The sequence below is a fragment of the Haloarcula sp. H-hyl2 genome, from assembly GCF_056934385.1.
In genome coordinates, this window is the sequence record NZ_JBRIIJ010000002.1 from 1,189,525 (window position 1) to 1,210,976 (window position 21,452).

Here is a 21,452-nt window from a genome sequence, read left to right on the forward strand (position 1 = left end):
TCGCGCCGAGAGTCGCTCCGGGGGGTCGTCGACGCGGCCGGTTCGACGACTCGAACGCCGAAAGACGCAAAAGTATTATGAAATAGTAGTTCAAGAATATTTGCGTAGCGATGGCACACACGATCTCAGTAGTGCGTCCGGGGGTAGCGGCCGGGGACAGACCGAGAGGGCGAACACGGCAGTGCAGGAGGGCTGACGACCGATGACGGACGATGGGACACAACCCAACGGGGCATTACGTACGATCCGGACCGTCACGCCCGACTTCGTCCGGCGCCGGTTCGCGTTGAAGTTCTTCATCGCGCTGCTGTGTATCGGCCTCATGGTCGGTGGGGTCGGCATCTACGGCACCCAGCAGGTACGGGGCGAGTTCGAACAGCAGGTACTCAGCGAGCACGCCAACATCGCCAAACAGGCCGCCGAGAGCCGGGCGTCCTGGAACCAGCGCAACATGGACTACGTCGAGACGATGGCCCGGTCCGGGCCGGTCACGTCCGGCGACGCCGCGGCCATCCACGACTACTTCAACGCGGAGATGCGGGGCCGTGACTACGCCGACGACAGCCAGCCGAACCTCCATTACGTGGACATGAGTACTGGAACGATCCCCGCGTCCTCGAAGTCGAACTACGACGGCGAGGACGTCTCGGTCCTCAACGAGACGCTCCTGGCCGCGATCCGGGATGGCTCCGGAACGCGAGCCACGAACGCCTACACGAGTACGGCGACGCTCGGCGACCCGCGCCACCGTATCGCCTACGTCACGCCGGTCGGGCCCGACAGCGAGACCTACGTGGTCTACACCATCCCGCTCCGGACCTTTACCGGCACCAGTTTCGGGTCCAGCGACAGCACGTCGATGCTCGTCGACGGTAACGACCGCGTGCTCTTCCATCAGAAGCAGAACGCCCTGCTCCTCCAGCCCTACGGCGAGGCCAACGGTGCGCCCGCGGCGGCACGGGACCTCGGCCCCGCCGAGTCCGGCGCCATGCGTGCCGGCTCGACCCAGGGCGTCCTCGGTGAGACGGCCTCCCTGGCGGGCAACGACTACGTCGTCGGCTACGCGCAGGTGCTCAACACCGACTGGACGGTGCTGGTCCACACGAACGTCCAGTCGGCCTACGGGACCGTCAGGCAGGTCGCCAATCAGGGACTGTACGCGACGCTGCTCGGCGTCGCCGCCATCGGCATCATCGGCGTCGTCCTCGGACGCAACACCACCCGTGCCATCGACCGCCTGACCCGCAAGACCGAACGGATGCAGGAGGGCGATCTCGACGTGACGATCCAGTCGGGCCGCATCGACACGATCGGGCGGCTCTACGACGGGTTCGCGGCGATGCGTGATTCACTGGAGGACCAGATCGACGAGGCCGAACGCGAGCGCAAGAAGGCACAGGTCGCCCGCGACGAGGTCATGGAGACCAACGCCTACCTCCAGAACAAGGCCGCCGAGTACTCCGAAGTCATGGAGGCGGCCGCGGCCGGGGACCTCACCAAGCGCATGGAGACCGACGGCGAGAGCGACGCCATGGACGCTATCGCGACCGACTTCAACGGCATGATCGCGGAACTGGAGAAGACGGTCGGCCAGCTCAAGAGCTTCTCGGACCAGGTCGAGGAGTCCGGGCGGGTCGTCGGCTCCAGCGCCGCGAGCGTCAAGGATGCCGCCGAACAGGTCGCCGAATCGATCCAGCGGATCTCCGACGACGCCGACACCCAGCGTGAGGACCTGCAGGCCGCCGTCGAGCGGGTCGACGGCGCCGTCGACGCGCTGGAGGACGGCGACACCGACACCGCCCAGGCCCACCTCGACGAGGTCACGCGGACACTGACCGACGTGAGCGGCCGCACGGAGGACACGATGGCCGAATCCGAGAACGTCGCCGGCGCCGCCGAGGAACAGGCCGCCGAACTCAACGAGGTCTCCCGGCGGGCCGACGAACTCGTCCGCTACGTCACGCCGCTGTCGGAGATCCTCCAGCAGTTCGCCACCGAGGAGGAACACGAGTTCGTCTTCTCGGGCGGGCCGAGCGGGAGTGTTCAGACCGACGACGACTGACCACTTTGTAGCGGGGAAAACGGTCGGACTCGTGAGTGTACCTCGACCGCAGTCCGCTCAGGACGGTGCGACCGTGATCGTCTTCCCGCGGTCGATGGCCCGTTCGAGTTCCTCGGCGATGCCCGAGCCACGGGAGACCTGGACCTCGCCGCCACGGGAGACCGTCGCGGTGAAGAGGTACTCGCCGTCGGCCAGTACCTCGACGGTCTCGCCGGCGTGGCCGTCCAGCGGAATCATGACGTGCCGGGAGGTGACCTCCGGCGTGACGATCTCGCCGCGCTTACCGCCGCTGTCGGTCTCCGGCCCACCGGAGGGACCGGTCGGCCGGTCCTCGAAGGTCCGGACGTCGATGTCGATGCCCAGGCGGTTCTCGACGTCGGAGATGCGGCCGCCGCCCTTGCCGATGACCTGGGAGATATCGTCGTCCTCGACCCAGACGACGGCGGTGTTGGGACCGCGGAGTTCCACCTCGACGTGGCCGCGTGCGATCGAGCGGATCTCACGCTCGACCTCCTGTTTGGCCAGGCGGTCGACGCCCGAGTCCTCGCTGTCGTCGTCCTCGTTGAGCGGGACGGTGACGACCTGGCGGTTGAACGTGTAGATCTCGTACTCGGGACGACCCGTCTCGAAGTCCTTGACGACGATGACCGGGCGCGCGAGGTCCTCCTCCATCAGGCCCTGGGGGACCTTGACCTCCGTCGAGACGTCGTAGACGGTGTGGACCTCGCCGGCCTCGATGTAGACGACGGTGTCGACGATCTGGGGGATCAGGCCCAGTTCGACCCGGCCGATGAGTCGCTGGAGCGCGTCGACGGCGCGGGTCGCGTGGACGACCCCGACCATGCCGACGCCGGCCAGGCGCATGTCAGCGAAGACCTCGAAGTCGTCGGTCTTGCGCACCTCGTCGTAGATGGTGTAGTCGGGCCGGACCATCAGCAGCGAGTCGGCGGTCTTCTCCATGGAGCCGCCGAGTGCGGTGTACTGGGTGATGTCCGGGCCGACCTGGAGGTCCCGCGGCTTCTCCATCGTCTTGACGGCGTAATCGGCGTCGACCAGGAACTCACCCACGGCCTGGGCGAACGTCGACTTCCCGGCGCCGGGTGACCCGGAGATGAGGACGCCCCGCTGCTGGTCGGTCAGGCGGTCCCGGAGTTCGTCGGCGTGCTCGTAGTCGTCGAGGTCGGTCTTGACGATGGGGCGGACGGCGGTGATCTCGCGGGCGTCCGAGAACGGCGGCCGGGCCATCGCGATCCGCAGGTCCTTGAACTGGACGATGGTCATGCCCGGTTCGTCGAGTTCGACGAAGCCGTCCGGGGAGGACCGGGCGGCCTCCTCGATGTCCTCGACGTACTCGCGGATCTCGTCCTCCGTCGCGATCTCGTCCCGGATCGGCTGGTAGTGCATGTCGCCGATCGACCCCTTCTTCGCGAAGGGCTTGACCCCCACTTTCAGGTGGACGCTCATCGTCCCCTCGTCGAAGAAGTTCTCGATCTGGAGGCGGTCGACCGTGCGCCCGCGGGGTTCGACGAACTCGACGTCGAGCCCCTTCGCGCGAGCCACCTCGGCTTGGACGTCGTCGCTGGTCACGAGCGTGGCGTCGCGGTCCTGTGCCACGTCCCGGATGAGCGCGTCGATCTGGCCCTCGCCGGCCTCGCGTTTCTCGATGGCGTCCGGGCGGCGACCGACGTACTCGACGTCGATGGTCCCCTCGTCGGCGAGATCGACCAGTCGCTGGAGCTCTTCGAGCCCCTCCCAGCCGGTCTCCCGGCCGTCGTTGGCCTGTGCTTCGAGTTCGCCGACGACGGCCTCGGGCACGACGACCGTCGCGCCGGCAAAGCCCCTGCCGTCGACCGTCGCCTCGGGGTCGGCGTCGGCTTCGACCTGCTCGGACACGCGGCCGTCGATGACCACGCTCGTGTCCGGTACGATTTCCATACAGACGGTACGGTCCCGTCGCCTGATAAGGATGTTCAACCGGGCGTGCCCGGTGTCAGGCCTCGGTGGCGACCTGGAGTTCGAGGACGGCCACCGCACCGGTGTCGACACCGTCGTCGGTCGGTCGGTCCTCGAACCAGACGTCGCCGCCGTAGCGGTCGACCATCACGCGCACGAAGTAGAGCCCGAACCCGACCGACCCGGACGCCTCGGAGGTCACCTGTTCGTCGAAGACAGCGTCCTTCATCTCGTCGGGGATGCCGGGGCCGTTGTCCGCGATACGGACGGTGACAGTCCCGTTCTCGACGGTCGCGTCGACCGTGATCTCTGGGTGGGCTGTGTCGTTGTGTTCGATGGCGTTCGAGAGGATGTTCTCGACGACTGCGGGCAGGAGGTCGTCGGCCCGTACCGGCGGCAGCGTGTCGGTCCGGACGTCGACAGACACCCGTTCGTGCCCGTTCCGGAGTTTGTCGACCTTCTCCTCGATCGCCGCCCCGAGATCGACCGCGGTCAGTTCGACCGGCTCCTCGCCGGTCAGTGTCTTCGTGACCGACCGGACCTTCGTGGCGAGGGACGTGATGTCCTCGCTCCACCTGTCGATGATCGCGACGTGCTCTGCGGCCTCGCCGTCGACGATGTCCTTCAGTTCCTCGGTGTGGCCCTGGATCACCAGCATCCCGTTGAGCAGGTCGTGTCTGAGGACGCTGTTGAAGAACTCGATCTGTTCGGTCCGCTTCGTCAACAGTTCGCGACTCTCGCGTAACTGTTGTTCTTTCTCGACCCGGTCCAGCGCGTTCTCGGTCGTCGTCGCCAGGATGTCGACGAACCGGCGGTCGTCCTCGCTGAACCCGTCGTGGTCCGGCCCGGCACTGACGCCGAGGATTCCGTGGTCGCCGAGCGGGTAGATGAGCGAGCCACCGATGTCGACCGGAATCTCGTCACCGCCGCCGGCCTGTATCGGCGACCCGACCATCGCCTCACCGGAGACGAAGACCTGCCAGACGTCGTCCTCGCCCGGTTCGATCACCGGGTCGCCATCGTACTCCGAGTCTTCGTAGGCGGCCGTCAGAGGGTCGGCGAACGATGCCGGCCGCAGCACGTCCTCGCTTTCGTCGTACACCATCGCGCCCGAATAGGGGTAGCCGAGCAGTTCGTAGGCAGTCGTCGCAGCGATATCGAGCACCTCCTGTCTGGTCTCGGCCGTGAGAAATTGCTGGCTCACGGACTGGAGACTCGCGAAGGTCCGTTCGCGCCGCTGCTGGAGCGTCACGTCCCGGAGGACGATGACGGTCCCTCGATTCCGTTCGTACTGGTCGGTGATCGGAGCGTCGTTGATGTCGTAGACCTCGATCTCACCGCCGTCCGAACTGAGGTCGGCGTCCCCCGGAACGTACCGTTCGTCCTTCGCGGCCGCGGTCAGGAGCCCGGGGAACGCCCGCTCGACAGGGGTACCGATCGGGTCGGCGACTGCGACGAGCAGCCGGCCCGACGGGTTGAGATCGACGACGGATTCGACCTCGTCGAGGACGATCACGGGATCGTCGATCTCCTCGAGGACCACGCCCGGTGCGAGTGGTTTGACCCGGAAGAAGTCGAAGCGAAACAGCGCGAGCGCGATGATGATCGCCTCGGCACCGAAGAACACCGACGTGAGGTTCAGGCCGGGATGGGGACTGAATCCGGCCTCGAAGACCACGTTCCCTACGACGGTGAACAGCACTGCGAGGATGATGACGCCCGTCTGGGTCCGGTACATGTTTCGCGGCGAGACGAAGAACGCGCCCAGCAGGGCGAGCCCCCCGAGGGTCGCCGGATAGACGAACAGGAGTGTCGCCAGCAACCGAACCCGGTTGGTCCCGAGGACGGGCAGCGTCACGCCGTTTATGTTCCGGACAGTCACCTCCGCGAGGACGAGCGGTTCGATCACCATCGCCAGCGAGGCGACGACGTAGAGCCCGATCAACGCTCGCTTGCGACCGCCCCGCAGCCACCGGTCCCGACCGGTGTAGGCGACGGTGAACAGCAGGAAGTACGCGGACGCGAGGAACAGACAGACGTGTGCGAGCGCGAACAGTACCCGGCTGATCGGCGGGTCCGGAAACAGGAGGAGCGCGCCGAACGCGAGCGAGGAGACGCCCGGGAGCGCGGACGTCTTCGCCAGTGGGGCGGCCGCTGGATGGTCGTCGTGTTGCCACGCTGCGTAGCCGACGCCGAGTCCGACGACGCCACCGATACCGAGCACGAAACCGACGAGGACGCCACCGGAGACCGGCATGTTCCAGGTTTATTATGTCTACGTGACGTAATAATTTTCCCCGCTACGGCCGACCCTGCCGTCCGCGAGACGGACGGTCGACGCACGTTTGACCGTCCGGAAGACGTTTTCCTCGCCCGGACGCCAGTTGGCTTATGCCCCTGCCGACGCGTCGTCGATTCCTCCGGACGGTCGGACTCGGACTGTCGGGCTCGTTGGCTGGCTGTTCGTTGCTCGCCGATCAGCGCACACCGTCGGCGGCCGACCGGACGCCGGCTGCGGACCGAACAGCCACCGCGACGGCTGCCACACCGACGGACAGCACCGAGACACCCGCCTGCGACGCGTTCTCCTACGAACCGACACTGCACGAGGGAGCGACAGACACACCGGAGTCGTACCTCACCATCGTCGCTACCGTCGACGTGACCGACCCGCCGTCGATGGTCGGCTACATCGAGGTCGAGAACGAGCGGACACAGGTGTTCAGGCCCCTCCAGGAGGGCGACAACAGGTTCCGGTTCGGTCCCTACGAACACGACGCGGTTTCGTACTTCGACTTCTGGCTGCGGGGCTGTGGCCCGACAGCGACGCCCACGGACGCGTGACAATCACTATGAGCCAGCCCCGACAGTGGCCGCTATGGACGTCGCGGATCTCACCCAGGAACTGGTAGCGATCCCGAGCCACCGGGCGGACGGGCACGACGAACGGGCCGCCGGCGACTTCGTCGCGTCGTGGCTGCGAGACCACACCGACGCGACCGTCCGGCGCGACGAGACGGGCAACGTCGTCGCCCGGAAGGGGTCGGGGCCGTCGCTCGCGCTCGTGGGCCACCACGACGTCGTCCCGCCGGACGAGTCACAGATCGACGCCGACGGCGACTACGTCGTCGAGCGCCGTGATGGCCGTCTCTACGGCCGTGGCACCGCCGACATGAAGGGCTGTGTCGCGGCGGCGATGCTGGCCTTCGCCGCGGCCGATCCGGCCGGCGAACTCGTCTTCGCCTCGTTCGTCGGGGAGGAGCAGGGCGGCATCGGCTGTCGGGCAGCCATCGATGCGGGGTTCGCCCCGGACTACGCGGTGGTCGGCGAGGGATCGACCGGCTACTCCGCGCCCGGCGTCACCGACGTCGCCGTCGCGCACAAGGGCCGTCGTGGCTCGACCATCGTCGCCGAGGGCGCGGCCGCCCACGCAAGTGAACCCGAGGCCGGGGAGAACGCCGTCTACCGCGCCTGTGACGCCGTCGACGTCGTCCGGGACCTGTCGTTCCCCGTGACGGAGGTGCTGGGCCACACGCTCTCCGGGAGCGTCGCCGTCACCGAGATCGACGGCGGGTCGGCCTGGAACGTCATCCCCGAGCGCTGTGAGGCGACCGTCGACGAGCGGACCGTCCCCGGCGAGCGGGCGCCCCTGGAGCAGGTCGAGGCCATCGACGGCGTCACCTGGCGCGTCGATCAGGACCTGCTGCCGATGGCCTGTGGCGACGCCGCCTTCGCCGACGCCGTCCAGTCGGCCGCTGCCGCGGCACAGGACGACACTCCCCAGCAGGTCGTCAAACCCCACGCGACTGACGCCGGATGGCTCGCACAGGCTGGAACCGACTGCGTGGTCGTCGGCGCGGCCGAACCCGGCGAGGCCCACACCGCCGACGAGAGCGTCTCCATCGCGGTGCTGGAGCGGTGCCGGGCGATCTACGAGCGAGTCGCGACGCACTGGGACGGGTCGCGGAACTGACACCCTTTACCGCCGACCATGCTGATTTACCGTGTCAATTCTAACGGGACGGCATGGCACAAGCAAGCGGACAGTCCTCCACCTACGAGCAGTTCCTCGACCACGTCCGACAGCTCCACTACGTCCAGGACGCCGGCGGCGTCCTCCAGTGGGACCAGGAAGTGATGATGCCCGACGCCGGGACGCCGGCACGGGCCAAGCAGTCCTCGGCCATCTCGACACTGCACCACGACCTGCTGACCGACGAGCAACTGGGTGAGTGGCTCGACGAACTCGAAGAGAGCGACCTCGACGACGAGCAGGCAGCCGTCGTCCGCGAGGTACGCCGCGACTACGAGCGCGCTGTCAGAGTCCCCTCGGACCTCGTCGAACGCATCTCCGAAGCCACCTCCAACGCCCTGCCAGTCTGGAAGGAGGCCAAGGCAGAGGACGACTTCTCGGCCTACGAGGAGACCCTCGAGGAACTGGTCGAACTCCGCCGGGAGTACGCCGCGGCCATCGACCCCGACCGGGACCCCTACGAGGTGCTGTTCGAGGAGTACGAACCCTACCTGGGCATCGACACCGCCGAGGACGTACTGACGCGCCTCCGTGACGAACTCGTCCCGCTGATCGACGACATCGCCGACAGCGACGTCACGCTCTCCGATCCCTTCGAGGGCACCTACGACGACGACACCCAGCACGGCCTCGTCGAGGCGGCACTCGACGTACTGGGGTACGACTGGGACCGTGGTCGCCTGGACACCGCCCCCCACCCGTTCTCGACTGGAACGCAGTTCGACGCCCGCGTCACCACGCGGTTCACGCCCGAGGACCCGCTGGACGCGCTCGGCTCGACCATCCACGAGTTCGGCCACGCTACCTACACCCTGGGGCTGCCACAGGAGCACTACGGGACGCCGCTGGGTTCGAACCGGGACCTCTCGGTCCACGAGTCCCAGTCCCGGTTCTGGGAGAACCACGTCGGCCGCTCGCTGCCGTTCTGGGAGTTCTTCACCGAGACGGCCAACGACCACCTCGGGACCGACGCCACCCCCCGTGCGTTCTACGAAGCCGCGAACGAGGTCTACGAGGACAACCTCATCCGGGTCGAGGCCGACGAACTGACCTACCACATGCACATCATCCTCCGGTTCGAGATCGAGCGCGACCTCATCCGCGGGGATCTGGATGTCTCGGAGGTCCCGCAGGTCTGGAACGACAAGATGGAGGAGTACCTGGGTATCCGGCCCGACACCGACGCCGAGGGGTGTCTGCAGGACATCCACTGGAGCCACGGCTCCTTTGGGTACTTCCCGACCTACACGCTGGGGTCGGTGCTGGCCGCCCAGCTGGACCACCACGTCCGCCAGGCCATCCCCGACTTCGACGAGCAGGTCAGGGCGGGCGAGTTCGACGACGTCCACGACTGGCTGACCGAGCACGTCCACCGGCACGGCGCGCGCTACACCACCGGCGACCTCGTCGAGACGGCCACGGGCGAGTCGTTCACCGCCGACTACTTCCTCGACTACGCCGACGAGAAGTACCGCGCGCTGTACGACTGGTAAACTACCCCACCCTACTTCGCTCACCCACAAGGGGTTCGCTCGTTGAGGGTGGAGCCACCGATAGAGCAGGGCTCTATCGAGGCCTCGAAAGGCTTCGCCTTTCGGTGGCTTTGATGTGGACTCCCGGCGATCAACTGTCGGCGGTTGGCCGATAGCCGTCGCCGTTCAACGTCCCACCATATATACGCACGTCTACTGATGCGTCTGCGCTCCTCGACGTGGGCGAGGAACGCAGTCTGTGTTGTCGCTTCCGCATATACCGCAGGCCGACGTTTTTTGCGCCGTTGTAGTCAGCGTTGATCTCGTACCCGCATTTGAGGCACTTGAACTGCTCGCCGTCGCGGTTATCCTCGTGAGTGAAGCCACAGTCAGTGTGTGAACATCGCTGGCTTGTGTGATCTGGCTCGACCTGTTCAACCGCGATACCGCAGTCTGGCGCTTTGTACTCAACGTACTCGACAAGACGACGGAACGCCCAGATGTGATGCCAGTCAGCGTGAGGCAGTCGCTCACGGATATCGGTCAAGTCCTCGAACACGATCACGTCGCACTCGTGGTCAACCGCTTCCGCAACGATCTCGTTGGCGACTGTGTGGATATACTGTTTGCGCCATGCTCGCTCTCGCTTTCCAAGCCGCAACAAGGCGTTGTGAGCGGCTTGTGTCCCACGCTGTTGCATCTCTGCTCGGCGTTTTTCAAACTCCTGTATCCAGTGGTCGTACTCGTCACCACTCCAGAACGTGCCCGTGCTGGCGACGGCAAGACTGTTCACGCCGAGGTCGATACCGAGGACCGTCTGGTGCCCGGTATCGTCCGAATCCTCGATTTCAACAGCCTCAGCATCCTTATGTACCTTCCGCGTTTTGACGTGAAAGTAGAACTCGTCAGTGGCTTGGTCGTACTGGAGTGTACTCGTCCGAAACTCGTAGTCTTCCGCAAGGACGTACTCCTCGTATGGTGTTGGACTGTCCGCTGGGAGTTCAAAGTCACACTCAATGCGTCCGTTCACCGTCGAGAGTGAGATTTTGTTGCGGTAGAATGTCGCGCTCCGCTTGTCGTAGACCATACTCCAAGAGGTAAACTCTGGCTTGTTCGTCCGCTTGCCTTTCTTCCAGCGGTCAACACCACTATCGACGGCGTGAACGGCACGCCGGATAGCTTCTTGGACGAGATTCGCTGTCAGGTCGGTTTACTCGCGGAGTCGGTCATACAACGCATCTCTGGCTTTCACGTTCGAGGTGACGCAGTCTGCGTAGTCGGTGTTGTCCCAGCAGTAGTCACTCGCCTCGTTCGCGCAGTAGAGGAACTGGTCAGCAGTTTCGTGGAGGTCGTCGTGGTATTTGTCGGGAACAACGAGTTTGACCGGCGCAGTTCGTCTGACCTCCATCCGTGTTCGGTTAGGCGGAGAAACCGACAGGCAGCGCTCTGGTGACGAAGCTATCGTTGTAGACCGCGTGGGGAGAGAATGTGTTCAAGCAACTCTCCCCGAACCTCATACGACGGCGGTTGACTTCCCTGTTTCCAGCCGAGCTAATCGAAGACATCGCGCGCGAGCGCGATGTCGTCCAGCGTGACCGGAAGATTGACATCACAATGCTCGTCTGGACGCTGATCATGGGCTTCGCCGTTGATGGCGAAGCCCGTACCATCGCCGGATTTCAACGTGCATACTCCGCAGCAACCAACCAGACCGTTGCCCGCTCCAGCTTCTACGATCGGTTCACGCCAGCCCTCGCAGCACTGTTGAGCGACCTCCTCGAGCACGCTCTCGAGGGGGTCGCGGTTCCTCACACAATCGCGCCACAGTTCGAATTGTTCCGTGAGGTGCTGATCGCCGATGCAACCGTCTGAGTGATCAGCGCAACGGATGAATACTCAGATAGCGTATTCTCTGTGATGGACGGATCACGTCGGTTTGAAGTCGTTGAGCACTTGTCGAACGCGGAGCTGGACCAAGCGATCGATGACGCCCAGAAGGCGGACGAGACGCATCTCGTCCGGCGACTCTGCTTCGTGAAGAACCTCTATGAAGGCAAGACCCAACAGCAGGCTGGAGCAGCTGTCGGCGTCTCTCAGCCGACGAGTAGTCGCTGGGCACGCGCGTGGAATCATAACGGGATCGAGGGGCTACGCCCACGCTTCGGCGGCGGTCGGCCGCCGAAGCTCACCCCGGCACAGTGGGACGAGTTCTGCGCAGTCCTTGAACAGGGCCAACCGTGGACGCCACGCGAGATTCACGCACTCATCGAACACCGCTACGGCGTTACCTACCACCCGACCCATCTCGCCCGAAAACTGCGGGCCTCGGGCATGCACTACGCCAAACCACGGCCGATGGACCCCCGCAGTCCCGACGATGCAGAGGCGATTCTCGCCGAGCGCCTGTCCGAGGCGCTCGGCGAGGACACAGACAAAGACGAAAAGGAGGACGAAGACCCTGTCGTGCTGGGATTTTTTCGATGAGGCGTGGCCACAGCCGTTCGAGAACTCTCAGCGGATGTGGTCGTACGACCGCACCGTCCAGATAGAGAAACCGTTAGTAACGGTGCCGTGGCGGTCGATTGGCTTCTATGCGTTGACTGGCCGGAGCGTGATCACGTACAAAGAGCGGTTAATCAAGGAAACGATCGTTGAGGCGCTTGAAGAGATCCGCGAGCAGAATCCGCGGGGTCGGATTCTGCTCGTGGCCGATAACTACGGCTCGCACCACGCGAAGCTCACGCAGAAACGGGCCGACGAACTCGGCATCGAGTTCGTCTTCATCCCGCCGTACTCACCGACGCTGAACGCGATCGAACCGCTGTGGAAAGACCTCAAGCGCGAGATTTCACCAACCATCTTCGAGGGGAAAGACCACTTCAGAGAGTTCGTCACCGAGACGTTCCTTCGGCTGAGTCACAAGCTTAGCTTCGCTGTTGACTGGATCGAGACGTTTCTTCCCAACAATATTCAGAGGTTACAGTGATCACTCTTCCGGTTGCATCGGCTCCTCAGCGAGTTCCCGGCGACTCACTCGGACCAGTCCGGCGCAAAGCTTCACCTCGTGCAGAACGCCACGACGCAGACGATTGAACGGTTCCAGCTCACCGATGAACGCACCCACGAGAGCAGCCAGCTCCGCACCGGGAGCTGGCTGCGAGGCCGGCTGTTACTGTTCGATCTGGGCTTCTACAGTTTTCGCCGATTCGCGTTGATTGAAGAGAACGGCGGCTTCTTTCTGACTCGGCTGAAGTCGAACGCGAATCCGTTGATCGTCGGCGAGCGACGGAAATGGCGCGGGCGCGCCATTTCCTTGCCGGAGCGTCATCTTCGGGACGTTCTGGGAGATCTCACTCGGGAGATTATCGACGTAACCGTGGAGATCGAGTTCAAACGACGGGCATACGCTGGGAAGCAGTCAATCGATTCGATGGAGTTTCGCGTCGTCGGTGTCCGCAACGAGGACACCGACGACTACCACCTGTACGTGACGAATTTGCCCGATGAGTTCACTCCGAGACAGGTCGGGGCGCTGTACGGGTTGCGGTGGGAAGTGGAGTTGCTGTTCCGGGAGTTGAAGTCGCTGTATGGGCTGGAGAAGTTCCAGACGAGTGATCCAGCAATCGTTCACCTGCTGGTGGTGGCGGCTCTGCTGACGCTAACGGTCAGCAGAGCCTTGCTGGGCGTGTTTCAAGAGCTGTTCCCAGAGACGGTGTTCCCGCGTGAGCGCTGGGCGAAGACCTTCCGGTCTCTCGCCCAGCTCATTCTCGAAGATTTGGCACAGTCGTTCGGCCATCCACCGCCGAACTTGCCGGAGTTGATGTTCCGTGATGCCCGTCAACCAGAGAGATCACGCCTCTTACTCAGCGAACGAGTATCTGAAGCCTTCACGAGGCGATCCAGTGCTTAACCGAACACCGATGGTCTGACCTCTATGTTTCAGATGTTATTTCGACGGTACTTATTAATTTGGGAGTCGGTCGGCTACTGTCTTGTGGTTTGCGTCACTCTGTGTCGGCTTCTGCGCGCGGGCTTTGCCCGCTCGCACGGCCCGCGGAACTACCGTTCCGCGCTGTCCTCCCCGGCCTACTCGCTTCGTGCTTCCGATCAGTCGGAAGCCCTCGCTGCTTGAGGCCGGGGGCTCCGCCTCGAAACTGCTGAACAGAGATAATTCTTTACCTACCACTTGGTTGCAATTTTCGAGAACGAAATAGTTGGGTATACCGTTTTTATACCAATAGTTCGATGTGTATGCTACACAATGTCGAGGGGAGAACTCGACGACAGTGAGTTAGCCGCCGAGGCCGACATCGACGACGACATCGATGCCGATATCGAGGACGATATCGCCGAGGACATCGACCGCCAGGCCGGATACGACCACGACAAGGCCAGCGAGATCCAGACACTCATCGCCGAACTGGAGAACTCATCGGTCGGGATCGCCGAGGAGACCGACGACATCCGGGAACAGGCCGCCGAACAGTACGAGGCGATGTCGGAGATCGCCAGCGAGGTATCGAACCTCTCGGCCTCCGTCGAAGAGATCGCCTCCTCCTCGGAGGAGGTCTCGGCCGCGACCCGGGAGGCGAAGGAACTCGCCGACCGCGGGCAGGACAACGCCGAGGACGTCCACGCGGCCATGGAGCGCATCCAGACCGCCGCCGAGAGCGTCGCCGAGGACGTCCGGACGATCCAGGCGGGGGTCGACGAGATCGACGCGATCGTCGAGGTGATCAACGACATCGCCGACCAGACGAACATGCTCGCACTGAACGCCTCCATCGAGGCCGCACGGGCCGGCGAGGCGGGCGAGGGCTTCGCCGTCGTCGCCGACGAGTAAAATCACTCGCAGAGGAGTCACAGGACCAGGCAACGACCATCGAGCAGATGATCGACGGTATCCAGGACGATACCGCCAACGCCGTCGAGAGCTTAGAGGCGAGCAACACCGAGATCGACGAGGGGATCGAGACCGTCGAGGAGTCCACCGAAATCCTCGACGATATCGGTGACGCGGTCACCGAGGTCAACCACGGCATCGAGGAGGTGGCGACCGCCACGGACGAACAGGCCGCCTCGACGGAGGAGGTCGCCAGTATGGTCGACCAGTCGACGACCGCCGCTCAGGAGATCGCCGACTCGACGGCCGAGATCGCCGAGGAGGCCGTGGAACAGACCGACCAGATCGCGGGTATCAACCAGAAGATGGACGGCCTCGTCGAGGATCTCCAACGGAACAACTGATACGGTCGTGCGTATCTGAGTACCGGTCACCGCCTCGACCGTATGACCGCTCTGGGCCATCCCGCTCCTTATCTTTCCCGGGCGTCAATCTCCGGTCATGCGTCCGGATCTCGACCCCGAACAGCTCGACCGCTACTCGCGGCACATCATCATGGACGACGTGGGGCCCGAGGGGCAGGCGGCGCTGCTGGACACCGCGGTCCTGGTCGTCGGTGCCGGCGGACTGGGGTCGCCGGTCCTGCAGTACCTGGCGGCCGCCGGCATCGGTCGACTGGGGATCCTCGACGACGACACCGTCGAGCGGTCGAACCTCCAGCGCCAGGTCGTCCACGGCGACGCCGACGTCGGCCGGCCGAAAGTCGAGAGCGCCCGCGAGTTCGTCACCGGGCTGAACCCCGACGTCGATGTCGAGACCCACGAACTACGGCTCGCCGCCGACAACGCTGCTGACCTCGTCGAGGAGTACGACATCGTCGTCGACGCCTCGGACAACTTCGCTACACGGTTCCTGGTCAACGACGCCTGTACGCTCTCGGGAACGCCGTTCTCCCACGGCGCCGTCTTCCAGTTCGAGGGCCAGGTGACGACGTTCACTGGTGACGGGCCGTGTTACCGCTGTCTGTTCCCGCAGGCCCCGCCAGCAGGGACGGTCCCGGACTGCGCGACGGCGGGTGTGCTAGGTGTGCTTCCGGGGACTATCGGCTGCCTGCAGGCGACCGAGGTTGTCAAACTCGCGATGGGCTACGGCGAGTCGCTGGACGGCCGGTTGCTGGCCTACGACGCCGCCGAGATGTCGGTCGACGAGGTGCCGGTCGCCCCCGCGCCGGACTGTCCGGTGTGTGGGGGCGACCCCGCTATCGAGCGTGTCACCGACGCCACCTACGAGGGGCGCTGCTCGCTGACCGGGGACTGATACTGCCGGCAGCCGCTCCGACGTTCTCACCGCTGATAGCTCGGCAGGGACGCTTATGCCGGGGTAGTCGACAGCTATGGATAGCAGTTACATGTCCGGTACCGACCGCCAGCATCCACTCGCTCGGGCGCTGACCTTCCGCCTCCAGAAACCCGGCTACGTCGAACTGGTGTTCGCGCTGGTGTTGATCTGGGGCTTCGGCGACGCGCTGTCGACACTGTTCGCCGCCCGGTTCGCGGGCGCACATCTGGAAGTCAACCCCTGGATCAGACTGCTGTTGCACCACCAGCCGATGGCGGTCATCCTCCTGAAGGGCGCGACGGTCCTGTACGTGGGTATCGTCCTGCTGGAGTGTCGACGATTCGTCACGAGCCTCCCGTGGTGGCGCGCCTGGCTGCTGGCGGTCGTCAGCGCGGGGGCACTCGTCGTGCTGGGGAACGTCTACGTCGGCCTGGTAGCCGCGGCCCCCTGATCAGACCCGAACGGTCCCCAGTTCGACCACGGCATCCCGTGGCGGTGTGTCGAACAGTTCGGGGTGGACGAGCGCCGCCAGGAACTCCATCGTGTCGACGAGCCGTGGGCCCGAGCGGTTGACGTAGTGGTGGCCGTCCATCACGTAGGCCCGCCCCTCGCGGACCGCTGTCAGCTCTTCGAACCCGGCCCGCTCGGTCAGGTCGCCGCGGTTCTCTCTGGTCTGGTCGACGTCGAAGCCACAGGGTGCAGCCACGAGCACGTCTGGGTCGTACTCGCGGATCTCGGTCCACTCCCGCGGTCGTGAGTCCCCACTCGCCTGTTCCAGTCCGTAGCGGCCGCCGGCCCGCTCGACCATCTCCGGAACCCAGTGGCCCGCGACCATGATCGGGTCGAGCCAGTCCAGTACCGCGACCCGCGGTTCGGCCTCGGCACGGGCTGCGGTCGTCTCGACGGCAGCCACGCGGTCGCGCAACGACGCGACGAGGTCGCTGGCACGCTCGTCCCGCCCGACGGCGGCCCCCACCTCGTGGATCGACGCGAAGAGGTCGTCGAGGCTGTGGACGTCCAGTGTCAGTACGTCGGTATCGAGTCCCAGGTCCTCGACGGCCGTCGCGACCTGGACGTGGTCGATAGCACAGACGTCACAGACGCCCTGGGTGACCACGAGATCCGGGTCCAGTTCGGCGAGCGTCGTCCGGTCGATGGCGTAGACGCCGTCACCCGACTCGGCGTCGGCGACCTGGGCGTTGATCTCGGCGCTCGATGCGGTGGGATCGACCCGCGAACGGTTCACCGACGGGCGTTCGCGGGCTGCCGGCGGATAGTCGCACTCGTGGGAGACCCCGACGGGTTCGACCCCGAGTGCGTAGACGATCTCGGTGGCAGACGGCAGGAGCGTGACGACGCGCATACCCCCGCTACGGACGGGGCCGACTAAAGGCTCCGCTCGCGCTCACACGAGGTCGTTACGCTTACGCCGTCCGGCACCGGACTGACGTACATGAACGTCAAATCGCGACACCACCTCCGGTCGGACGAGGTCGACGCCATCACGACGGCGCTGGCCGACAACCTCGGCGTCGAACTGGACGCCGACAGCTTCGAGAAGGTCGAGTTCGACGACAGCGACTGGGACGTCGTCCTCGTCGACGGCGACCCGCTCGTGCTGTACGTCGACGGCGAGCCGTTCCTCACCGTCCAGGGCGCAAACGACTATCCGCCACAGAAACACGTCGTCACCGTCGACGCCGGCGCCATCTCGTTCGTCTCGGACGGTGCGGACGTGATGCGCCCCGGCATCACCGAGGCCGACGACGACATCGCCGAGGGGGACCTGGTCGCCATCGCCGAGGAGTCCCACGGGAAGGTGCTGGCGATCGGCCGTGCGATGACCGACGGCGCCGATATGGTCGGGGACAGCGGCAAGGTCGTCTCGTCGGTCCACCACGTGGGCGACGACTTGTTCGAGTTCTCGGTGTAGGGAGTTCGACCACGGTTTCACGACTTTCGTCCACATCAGTACCGAGCGAACTAAATCGCGTCTGACGTAAGACCTAAATCGTCACGGCACGCCGTGGGGGACATGGGACTCATGAGTTCGATCCTCGGCGAGTCGGGATCCTCCCGCAAGACCGACGACTACGTCGAGCTGAACGCCGACGACTTCGACACGTCCGGTGCCGACGTCGACCGGCAGATCCGCATCGCACAGATCAGCGACACGCAGGACGTCATCGAGATCAAGGACGCCGTCTACGACGGCGACATCGTCATCGCCGACATCATCCGCCACTCCACGCAGGACCGGACGATGGAACACATCAGCGACGAACTCAAGCAGGTGACCAACGAAGTGGGCGGGGATATCGTCCAGAAGGACGACGACCAGCTCATCATCACCCCCTCGGGCGTGGGCATCTCCCGCGAACGGCTCGGGCGCTAGGACGACGCGGTCCAGGGTCGACCGCTGCCGTCCGGCTTCGACGTGTTTTTCGGCCTGCGAGCGCTGGCCTAGACGATGACCGAGCCGGCGATTCGCGCCCGCGACGTACGCAAGCAGTACGGTGACGTCCAGGCACTCGACGGGCTGGAGTTGACCGTCGAGCGCGGCGAGTTCTTCGGCCTGCTGGGCCCCAACGGGGCGGGCAAGACCACGTTCATCAACACGCTGGTCGGCCTCGTCCACAAGGACAGTGGGACTGCCGAGGTGTTTGGCTTCGACGTCGAGGACGACTACCGGGCCGCTCGCGACCGTATCGGCCTGGCTCCCCAGGAGTTCAACGTCGATCGGTTCTTCCCGATCCTCGAAGTTCTAGAGCACAAGGCCGGCTACCACGGTATCCCGAAGCCCGAGGCCACCCGCCGGGCCGAGGAGGCCCTGAAGACCGTCGGTATCTGGGAGAAACGCGACACCCGCTTCGACTGGCTCTCCGGTGGGATGAAACGCCGGTTCATGCTCGCCCGTGCGCTGGTCTCGGATCCCGACCTGCTCATCCTCGACGAGCCGACCGCCGGGGTCGACGTCCAGTTGCGCCACGACCTCTGGAAGATCATCAATCGGATGAACGACGCCGGGACGACGATCGTGTTGACGACCCACTACATCGAGGAGGCCGAACGGCTCTGTGATCGGGTCGCCATCATGGACGACGGCCGCAAGGTCGAAGTCGCCGCGCCCGGCGACCTGATGGCAAGAGGGACCGACACCATCGCGGTGGAACTGGCCGATCCGCCCCGAACTGCGCCGACGCTGGACATCGAGGGTGTGACCGAGGTCGTCGTGACCGACGACGGCCTCAGCGTCACCGCCTCGGGCGGGAGCCAGACCGCGCCGGCGGTCCTTCGCGAACTCGAAGCCCGTGGCCACACGGTCACGTCGCTCGACATCCGTCGGGCTTCCCTCGAAGAGGTGTTCGTCGACATGACGCGTGACGAACGCGAGTACGCGGAGGTGTCGGCGTGAGCTCCGACGGGGCGGCCGGCGGCCACAGCCGGACGAGCGAGGCACCCACCGGGCTCCGGGCACGGATCGTGGGACTGTGGACGCTGCTTCACCGGGAGATACTGCGGTTCGTCCGCCGCCCACGGAACACGTTCCTCCCGCCGATGATCACCAACGTGCTGTACTTCACTGTCTTCGGCGTGGTTCTCGGCGAGCGTATCAGCGGCGGCGACCCCGACGCCTTCGGCGGGGCGGGGTACATCCTGTTCATCCTGCCGGGACTGGTCGTGCTCGGGATGATCTCCAACGCCTTCGAGAACGCGTCGTTCTCTATCTTCCATGGCCGCTGGAACGAGTACATCCACGAGGTCCAGACGTCGCCGCTGTCACACACCGAGATGGTGCTCGCGTACGTCTCGGCGTCAGCACTCCGTGGTATCGTCGTCGGCCTCATCATCTGGGGTGTCGGGCTGGTGTTCACGCCGGTCACGGTCGCGAATCCCTTCTACCTGGCCGCGTTCACGCTCGTCATCCCGACGCTGTTTGCCGCCTTCGGCGTCATCGGCGGCCTCTGGGCGCGTGACTTCGACTACCTGACGGTGATGAACCAGTTCATCATCCGACCGCTAGTGTTCTTCGGCGCGGTCTTCTACCCACTCAGCGCGCTCGACGGCATCTGGCGACAGATCACGCTGCTGAACCCGATGGTCTACATGGTCAACGGCGTCAGGTACGGCGTGGTTCCGGAGACTGTTGCGGTCCCGCCGGACGTCTCGCTGCTCGTCTTGACCGGCCTGACGGTCGCAGTCGTCGCTCTCGACGTCGAACTGGTCAGGCGAGGCTACGGATTAGTCGACTGAGATGACTGAAGGCCGAAGGGAGCCACCCTCCGGTGAGGTCATCAACACATGACGTGGCAGTGCCTGCTGCCACTGTCCCGGATATTTGTGAGCGCCTCCAGGAGTGGCGTATGTGAACGGACGGCACGTACGCATTTAGCCTTGACGGCCACGTTATCAGCGACCAAAACAATCAGACAGACGTCACTTATCGACATTGCGTCGCGATTCGAAAACAGAGTTGGCGGTTCAGACGTTATCTGGCTTGTCTGCGTCGTCCTCGACGTCTCGTTTCATCGAGTCCCGGCGTGCCTTCGCGTCACGCCCCGTCGCCGACTCCAGGAAGTCGTTCTTGACTGTGACGGCGTCCTCTGCCGCGTCGACGTGCCCCTCGGCGATGACCTCCTCGGCCGGCCGCTCGTCGATGTGCAGCGCGAGTTTGTCTTTCTTCCCGCTGTATGAGACGGTTCCGGCGACGACGCGCTCGAAGACAGGATTCTTCGGTTCGTCGACGACGAGCAGATCGCTGCCGTTGTGTTCCTCTGTGTCGGTCACCTCGCCGAAGTGCTCTTCGACGAACGCTTCCATATCCGGGACGCGGTCTTCCAGATGCTCGCCCCGTCGCATCTTGTACTCTCGCATGGGTTGGACTTTGCGAGGCCCCGTCTTACCCTTTGTGTTCAGTCGGTGTGCTCTGTGACTAGTGCACCTTTCTGACACTCGGGGCAGAAATCACCGGCGCGGAGCGACGAGGCTTCGACGTCCGTCGTGAAGCCACACTCCGGACACCGGAACTGCCCCTCGGGAACAGTCACGGCCGTCCCGCCGAGTGGTTCGACGTCGGGACCATCGTCTGTCTCCTCCGGCGAGACTGGTTCCCACTCGGACTGCCCGTCTTCGTCGGCCTGTTCCTCGTTGCTCTCGGCGTCCCCGGGCCACTCGCCCGGTGCGCGGTCGGAGTCGTCCCCGTCGGAGCCGTCGAGGATGACCGCGTCGTCCTCCTCGGGATCGGGGTCCGGCGTCGGTGCGCTCCCTTCCGCGTCGGGGACCTCGGTGGTCGTCGCCGGTTCGTCGAGTTCGGCGTCGCCGCTCTCGACGCTGTCGCTGCTCTCCATGATCTCGGCGTCGTCTTCGCCTGGCGGCGCTGGCGAGACCGGTTCGGTGTCCGTCGTCTCTGTCATCTGCTCGCTCTGTGCCCCCTGCTCGGCTGCATCCGATTCTGTCTCCTCGTCGACCACGTCGCCTGCGATATCCGACGGTGTTTCGATCGCCGTCACTTCCTTGTTCTCGGAGACGACGCGTGTGTGCCCACAGCGCGTGCAGGTCTCCGTCTCCTGGATTGTGATGACGACTTCGCTCCCCTGTTCCTCTCGGTCGCGATCGACGGTGGTCTCACCGTACGTGTGCCCGAGGACGGAGCATTTGAGACCCATTGTCAGTGTCTCCTCTCGTGACGTACTTAAACCCTCCCTGTCGGGTCGGTTCGCGACGGCTCGTCGGGGGACACTGCCGGCACGA

The 21,452-nt window shown here is 64.8% G+C and carries 17 protein-coding genes and 4 pseudogenes; 15 read left to right on the forward strand and 6 right to left on the reverse strand.

The window, feature by feature from the left end; all coding sequences use genetic code 11:
- The first annotated feature begins 202 nt into the window (after positions 1 to 202).
- Entirely contained in the window at positions 203 to 2,062 is a 1,860-nt protein-coding gene (locus Hhyl2_RS15930; protein ID WP_483551751.1) for a PDC sensor domain-containing protein, read from the forward strand.
- Positions 2,063 to 2,119: 57 nt separating this feature from the next.
- Here Hhyl2_RS15930 and Hhyl2_RS15935 read toward each other — a convergent pair whose 3' ends face one another.
- Positions 2,120 to 3,997 (reverse strand): ATPase, T2SS/T4P/T4SS family, encoded by a 1,878-nt coding sequence (locus Hhyl2_RS15935; RefSeq protein WP_483551752.1) that lies wholly within the window; start codon positions 3,995 to 3,997, stop codon positions 2,120 to 2,122.
- A 55-nt stretch (positions 3,998 to 4,052) separates the two neighbouring features.
- Positions 4,053 to 6,272, reverse strand: a complete 2,220-nt coding sequence (locus Hhyl2_RS15940; protein WP_483551753.1) for a sensor histidine kinase — start codon at positions 6,270 to 6,272, stop codon at positions 4,053 to 4,055.
- Positions 6,273 to 6,406: 134 nt separating this feature from the next.
- Here Hhyl2_RS15940 and Hhyl2_RS15945 point away from each other — a divergent pair, with 134 nt between their 5' ends.
- From Hhyl2_RS15945 to Hhyl2_RS15955, 3 genes are read left to right on the forward strand one after another with little or no spacing between them, the layout of a single operon-like run.
- Positions 6,407 to 6,859, forward strand: coding sequence for a hypothetical protein (locus Hhyl2_RS15945; protein WP_483551754.1), 453 nt, complete (start codon positions 6,407 to 6,409; stop codon positions 6,857 to 6,859).
- A 34-nt stretch (positions 6,860 to 6,893) separates the two neighbouring features.
- Complete coding sequence (locus Hhyl2_RS15950) at positions 6,894 to 7,988, forward strand: M20 family metallopeptidase (RefSeq protein WP_483551755.1); 1,095 nt, start codon at positions 6,894 to 6,896, stop codon at positions 7,986 to 7,988.
- Between the two features lie 53 nt (positions 7,989 to 8,041).
- On the forward strand, positions 8,042 to 9,541 hold the full coding sequence (locus Hhyl2_RS15955) for a carboxypeptidase M32 (protein WP_483551756.1): 1,500 nt from the start codon (positions 8,042 to 8,044) through the stop codon (positions 9,539 to 9,541).
- A gap of 130 nt (positions 9,542 to 9,671) precedes the next feature.
- Here Hhyl2_RS15955 and Hhyl2_RS15960 read toward each other — a convergent pair.
- Positions 9,672 to 10,928: pseudogene (locus Hhyl2_RS15960) on the reverse strand (RNA-guided endonuclease InsQ/TnpB family protein).
- A gap of 80 nt (positions 10,929 to 11,008) precedes the next feature.
- Between Hhyl2_RS15960 and Hhyl2_RS15965 the strand changes: the two are divergent.
- From Hhyl2_RS15965 to Hhyl2_RS15995, 7 genes and pseudogenes are all read left to right on the forward strand, one after another.
- Positions 11,009 to 11,389: pseudogene (locus Hhyl2_RS15965) on the forward strand (IS4 family transposase); the annotation flags it as partial.
- A 48-nt stretch (positions 11,390 to 11,437) separates the two neighbouring features.
- Positions 11,438 to 12,004 (forward strand): IS630 family transposase, encoded by a 567-nt coding sequence (locus tag Hhyl2_RS15970; RefSeq protein ID WP_483551636.1) that lies wholly within the window; start codon positions 11,438 to 11,440, stop codon positions 12,002 to 12,004.
- Between the two features lie 34 nt (positions 12,005 to 12,038).
- Positions 12,039 to 12,506, forward strand: a complete 468-nt coding sequence (locus Hhyl2_RS15975; protein ID WP_483551635.1) for an IS630 family transposase — start codon at positions 12,039 to 12,041, stop codon at positions 12,504 to 12,506.
- Positions 12,507 to 13,430, forward strand: a pseudogene (locus Hhyl2_RS15980) (IS4 family transposase); the annotation flags it as partial.
- A 732-nt stretch (positions 13,431 to 14,162) separates the two neighbouring features.
- Positions 14,163 to 14,767 (forward strand): annotated as a pseudogene (locus tag Hhyl2_RS15985) (methyl-accepting chemotaxis protein).
- 97 nt (positions 14,768 to 14,864) lie between these two features.
- Positions 14,865 to 15,680 (forward strand): SAMP-activating enzyme E1, encoded by an 816-nt coding sequence (gene ubaA / locus Hhyl2_RS15990; RefSeq protein WP_483551757.1) that lies wholly within the window; start codon positions 14,865 to 14,867, stop codon positions 15,678 to 15,680.
- Positions 15,681 to 15,771: 91 nt separating this feature from the next.
- Positions 15,772 to 16,152: a DUF5658 family protein gene (locus tag Hhyl2_RS15995; protein ID WP_483552038.1), complete on the forward strand. Its 381-nt coding sequence runs from the start codon at positions 15,772 to 15,774 to the stop codon at positions 16,150 to 16,152.
- Here Hhyl2_RS15995 and Hhyl2_RS16000 read toward each other — a convergent pair whose 3' ends face one another.
- Complete coding sequence (locus Hhyl2_RS16000) at positions 16,153 to 17,064, reverse strand: cobalamin-binding protein (protein ID WP_483551758.1); 912 nt, start codon at positions 17,062 to 17,064, stop codon at positions 16,153 to 16,155. It lies immediately after the preceding gene.
- 90 nt (positions 17,065 to 17,154) lie between these two features.
- On the opposite strand from Hhyl2_RS16000, the gene Hhyl2_RS16005 reads away from it, so the two are divergent.
- From Hhyl2_RS16005 to Hhyl2_RS16020, 4 genes are all read left to right on the forward strand, one after another.
- Positions 17,155 to 17,634: an RNA-binding protein gene (locus Hhyl2_RS16005; protein WP_483551759.1), complete on the forward strand. Its 480-nt coding sequence runs from the start codon at positions 17,155 to 17,157 to the stop codon at positions 17,632 to 17,634.
- A gap of 102 nt (positions 17,635 to 17,736) precedes the next feature.
- The gene (locus tag Hhyl2_RS16010; RefSeq protein ID WP_483551760.1) at positions 17,737 to 18,096 is read left to right on the forward strand and encodes a cell division protein SepF; all 360 of its coding nucleotides are present in this window, start codon (positions 17,737 to 17,739) and stop codon (positions 18,094 to 18,096) included.
- Positions 18,097 to 18,171: 75 nt separating this feature from the next.
- On the forward strand, positions 18,172 to 19,116 hold the full coding sequence (locus Hhyl2_RS16015) for an ABC transporter ATP-binding protein (RefSeq protein WP_483551761.1): 945 nt from the start codon (positions 18,172 to 18,174) through the stop codon (positions 19,114 to 19,116).
- A 65-nt stretch (positions 19,117 to 19,181) separates the two neighbouring features.
- Positions 19,182 to 19,955 (forward strand): ABC transporter permease, encoded by a 774-nt coding sequence (locus Hhyl2_RS16020; protein WP_483552039.1) that lies wholly within the window; start codon positions 19,182 to 19,184, stop codon positions 19,953 to 19,955.
- A gap of 228 nt (positions 19,956 to 20,183) precedes the next feature.
- Here the strand turns inward: Hhyl2_RS16020 and Hhyl2_RS16025 are convergent, their stop codons facing one another.
- Together Hhyl2_RS16025 and Hhyl2_RS16030 are read right to left on the reverse strand one after the other, a co-directional pair.
- Entirely contained in the window at positions 20,184 to 20,576 is a 393-nt protein-coding gene (locus Hhyl2_RS16025; protein WP_483551762.1) for a DUF5611 family protein, read from the reverse strand.
- A gap of 38 nt (positions 20,577 to 20,614) precedes the next feature.
- Positions 20,615 to 21,367, reverse strand: a complete 753-nt coding sequence (locus Hhyl2_RS16030) for a DUF7093 family protein (RefSeq protein WP_483551763.1) — start codon at positions 21,365 to 21,367, stop codon at positions 20,615 to 20,617.
- Between the last annotated feature and the right edge of the window lie 85 nt (positions 21,368 to 21,452).

Bases quoted from the DNA above. Each gene is read 5' to 3' on its own strand.
- Hhyl2_RS16010 (WP_483551760.1), top strand. From the start codon at position 17,737: ATGGGACTCATGAGTTCGATCCTCGGCGAGTCGGGATCCTCCCGCAAG.
- Hhyl2_RS16015 (WP_483551761.1), top strand. From the start codon at position 18,172: ATGACCGAGCCGGCGATTCGCGCCCGCGACGTACGCAAGCAGTACGGT.
- Hhyl2_RS15970 (WP_483551636.1), top strand. From the start codon at position 11,438: ATGGACGGATCACGTCGGTTTGAAGTCGTTGAGCACTTGTCGAACGCG.
- Hhyl2_RS16000 (WP_483551758.1), bottom strand. From the start codon at position 17,064: ATGCGCGTCGTCACGCTCCTGCCGTCTGCCACCGAGATCGTCTACGCA.
- Hhyl2_RS15935 (WP_483551752.1), bottom strand. From the start codon at position 3,997: ATGGAAATCGTACCGGACACGAGCGTGGTCATCGACGGCCGCGTGTCC.
- Hhyl2_RS15955 (WP_483551756.1), top strand. From the start codon at position 8,042: ATGGCACAAGCAAGCGGACAGTCCTCCACCTACGAGCAGTTCCTCGAC.
- Hhyl2_RS16030 (WP_483551763.1), bottom strand. From the start codon at position 21,367: ATGGGTCTCAAATGCTCCGTCCTCGGGCACACGTACGGTGAGACCACC.
- Hhyl2_RS15945 (WP_483551754.1), top strand. From the start codon at position 6,407: ATGCCCCTGCCGACGCGTCGTCGATTCCTCCGGACGGTCGGACTCGGA.
- Hhyl2_RS16005 (WP_483551759.1), top strand. From the start codon at position 17,155: ATGAACGTCAAATCGCGACACCACCTCCGGTCGGACGAGGTCGACGCC.
- Hhyl2_RS15940 (WP_483551753.1), bottom strand. From the start codon at position 6,272: ATGCCGGTCTCCGGTGGCGTCCTCGTCGGTTTCGTGCTCGGTATCGGT.
- Hhyl2_RS15995 (WP_483552038.1), top strand. From the start codon at position 15,772: ATGTCCGGTACCGACCGCCAGCATCCACTCGCTCGGGCGCTGACCTTC.
- ubaA (WP_483551757.1), top strand. From the start codon at position 14,865: ATGCGTCCGGATCTCGACCCCGAACAGCTCGACCGCTACTCGCGGCAC.
- Hhyl2_RS15950 (WP_483551755.1), top strand. From the start codon at position 6,894: ATGGACGTCGCGGATCTCACCCAGGAACTGGTAGCGATCCCGAGCCAC.
- Hhyl2_RS15930 (WP_483551751.1), top strand. From the start codon at position 203: ATGACGGACGATGGGACACAACCCAACGGGGCATTACGTACGATCCGG.
- Hhyl2_RS16025 (WP_483551762.1), bottom strand. From the start codon at position 20,576: ATGCGAGAGTACAAGATGCGACGGGGCGAGCATCTGGAAGACCGCGTC.
- Hhyl2_RS15975 (WP_483551635.1), top strand. From the start codon at position 12,039: ATGTGGTCGTACGACCGCACCGTCCAGATAGAGAAACCGTTAGTAACG.